This is a genomic window from Phycisphaerae bacterium (assembly GCA_012729815.1).
Lineage (GTDB): Bacteria > Planctomycetota > Phycisphaerae > JAAYCJ01 > JAAYCJ01 > JAAYCJ01.
The window spans coordinates 1-2,793 of record JAAYCJ010000317.1 but is presented as its reverse complement, the minus strand read 5'-3'; the positions used below and the strand labels follow the sequence as shown (position 1 = coordinate 2,793).

The 2,793-nt window shown below is 64.7% G+C and carries 2 protein-coding genes; both read right to left on the bottom strand.

All coding sequences use genetic code 11. The features are described 5' to 3' along the window. A partial coding sequence (locus GXY33_20785; protein ID NLX07584.1) for a hypothetical protein occupies positions 1–891 on the bottom strand: 891 nt, incomplete at its 3' end. Positions 892–1,051: 160 nt separating this feature from the next. Further along, positions 1,052–2,793 (bottom strand): hypothetical protein (locus GXY33_20780; GenBank protein NLX07583.1); only part of this gene is annotated, 1,742 nt, incomplete at its 5' end.

Below are 2,793 nucleotides of genomic sequence, written 5' to 3'. Positions count from 1 at the left end.
CTGGTCGTCGGCGAGGACGGTGAGTTTTTCATTGCGGTTGGCGTTGAGGTGCGGGTTGACGTCGAGGGTGACGTCGTTGGGTTTGAGGCGGATCGAGAGGGTTGGTCCGGTTTCGACGGCGAGGCGGTGTGCTCCGCGAAGGGACGGTTCGCTTCGGGGGTGGAGTGTGATGGGGCGGCTGTCGGTTTTGATTTCGAGTCGCGGGAGGCGGCCGTGGTCGTCGGTGAGCGATACTTTGCTCTTGGCGTCGATGGGCTGATTGGCCTGGTAGTCGATCGGGTCGTTGCCGGCGTGGGTGAAGAGTGGGTACCAGAAGCTCAGGAGGGTTGGCGATTCGGCTGGGCCGTTGAAATTCACGGACACGTCCAGTCCGCGGTCGGCGAGTTGGATGGTCCAGTCGGCGTGGATGGCTTGGTCTTGGGGTTCGTCGTCGACCTGGGGGATGGCGGCGAGGCCGGTGACGTGGATGGCGGAAGAGACAACATCGTCGGGCCTGGCGGTGGCGAAGAATCGCAGGCCCTTGAGCACCAGCCGCCGGTGGATCGGGTCGAACTCGACCGATTCCGGCTCGGTGATCTTGGCTCCGAATCGCAGCGGCAGGAGGGTTCGGCCGTCTCGACGGCAGGAGGGGACGATGCCGTAGACCCAGTTGCTCATGGCGGCGTTCCAGCCGGTGTCGTAGAGGAGGGCCCGGAGGGTGCCGTATCGGCCGTGGACGAAGAGATTGACGATTTTGGGTTTGACCGTGTCGATCAGCACGGCGATGTCGTCATTGGCGAGCATGTACCAGTTGGTCAGCAGGCGTTCGGTGCGGAACCACCCGCGTTTTTTGAAGAACCCGCCGACGGTGTCCCGCAGCGGGATGAGCTGTCGCGATTTCCTGTCCGCCATTGTGACCTCGGTTGTGTGGCCTTCGTGAATCTGTCACGGCGATATTTGCACCATGGTAAACGTCTCCGGTGGGATCGGCAACCGGCAACTGTGGAAGCGTGTCTGGCGGTCGGTCGAAGGCGCCGCTTCCTCGCGGTCGCGGCTCTTTTTGGGAGGGCGGTTACGCTGGTTGGATGGTGAGGCGGTCGTTGGGCGTGGTTGGGACGGTAAGGTGGTGTCCGGTCATGGCTTGGGGTTTGGTGTTGCTGCTATGGATGGTTGCTCGTGAGTCTTTGCCGAACGGGTTGGCCAGGTGAAGGGTGTTGCCGAGGAGGCTGACGATCTCGACCTGTGTGGTTTGGTTGGCTTGGCGGGTGGCGCTTACGAGGAATCCGCCTTCGATGCGGATGTTCTCGAAGCGGGCGTTTGGCCAGTCGGATGGGACGGCTGGGAAGACGTGGAGGACTCCTTTGCGGGTGTGGACGAGCATTTCCATGACGGCGGCGGCTGCGCCCATCGTGGCGTCGAGCTGCATGACCAGCGGACGTTCGGTATAGGTGGTGAAGCCGGCGTGGACGGCGTCGTGGGTGGTAGCGTAGCCGGGTCGTATGAAGAATTCGCGGACGATTCGCAGGCAGTGGCGTGCGGCATGGCCTTCGCCGCGTCGTGACCAGAGCATGGAGGCCCACGGCACGCACCATCCGGACCAGTTGCCCATGCCCATTTTGATCCATCGGAGGTAGGAGCGTTCGACGAGTTCGTGGTGGCGGCCGCCGGGTTCGTATTCGAGGGTGTCGAACGGGTGGACGCCGGCGAGGTGCGAGTGGTGGCGGTGGGGCCGGTCGAGCGGCTGATCGTCACAGACGAAGATTTCGTCGCCTTGTCCGTCGTCGGCGATACTGGCGGCGGGCAGGTCGCGGTCGAGACGTTGCCAGCGGTCGCGGCGGTCGGCGTCGCAGTTGAGGATTTGCGAGGCTTCGATCAGTCCCTGGGCGAGGACGTGGACGAGGGCCAGTTGGAAACTGGCGTTGGCGCCCCAGGCGCGTCCCGGTCCGGCGGAGAATTCGGGCGAACGGGTCATCGCGATGTCCGTTCCGCCGCTTTGTTCGATGACGGCTTCGTAGGTTCGCAGGCAGCCCTTCATGAAGGGGTAGGCGCGGCTGCGGAGGAATTCGCGGTCACCGGTGAAGCGGTAGTATTGCCACATCATCTGGGCGATCCACGCGCCGCAGCCGTAGTCGATGACGGCCAGGTAGGAGCTGGATATTCGCGTGCCGAGGTCGTCGGTGGCGTGCGGCACGAGGAGACCGTCGTCGATGCCGAGAAACAACCTGGCGTTGCGTTGGAGGCGCGGCAGCCAGCTCCAGACCATCTCGAAGAGCGGGCGCAGGAGTTCCGGGTGGTTGCCGCCGCAGGCGGGCCAGTAGCATTCCTGCACGTTGACGTTGAAATGGTAGTCGCCGGCCCACGGCGGCATACGGTATTCTTCGATCCACGGGCCTTGCAGACCGGCTGGGAGGGCGTCAGCGTCGGCCATTGCGCCGAGTTTGTAGAGGCCGAGGTAGTAGAGCAGGTCCAGGTCGGCGTCCGGCGTGTGGACCTTGGCGGAGACGGACCAGTAGCCTCGCCACCAGCGTTCGTGTTCGGCGGCGAGGTCGTCGAAGCCGCGGTCGGCGCAGGCGGCGAGCAGCGAGCGGGCCCGGTCGAAGGCGGCGTTGGGCTTTTCGGCGTAGATGGAGGCGAGGTAGAGGTGGTTGCCGCGTCGCAGGCAGGCGGCGCACATGGTTGGTTCGGTCGGCCGCGGTTGGACCCAGGCGGCGAAATCGGGGTCGGTTCTGATCTCAGGCGGCTGGTAGCCGAAGTTGGTCCAGAACTCGCGGACGTCGTCGCCGTAGGCGGGTACGGGCGAGATGGCGGTGTCGT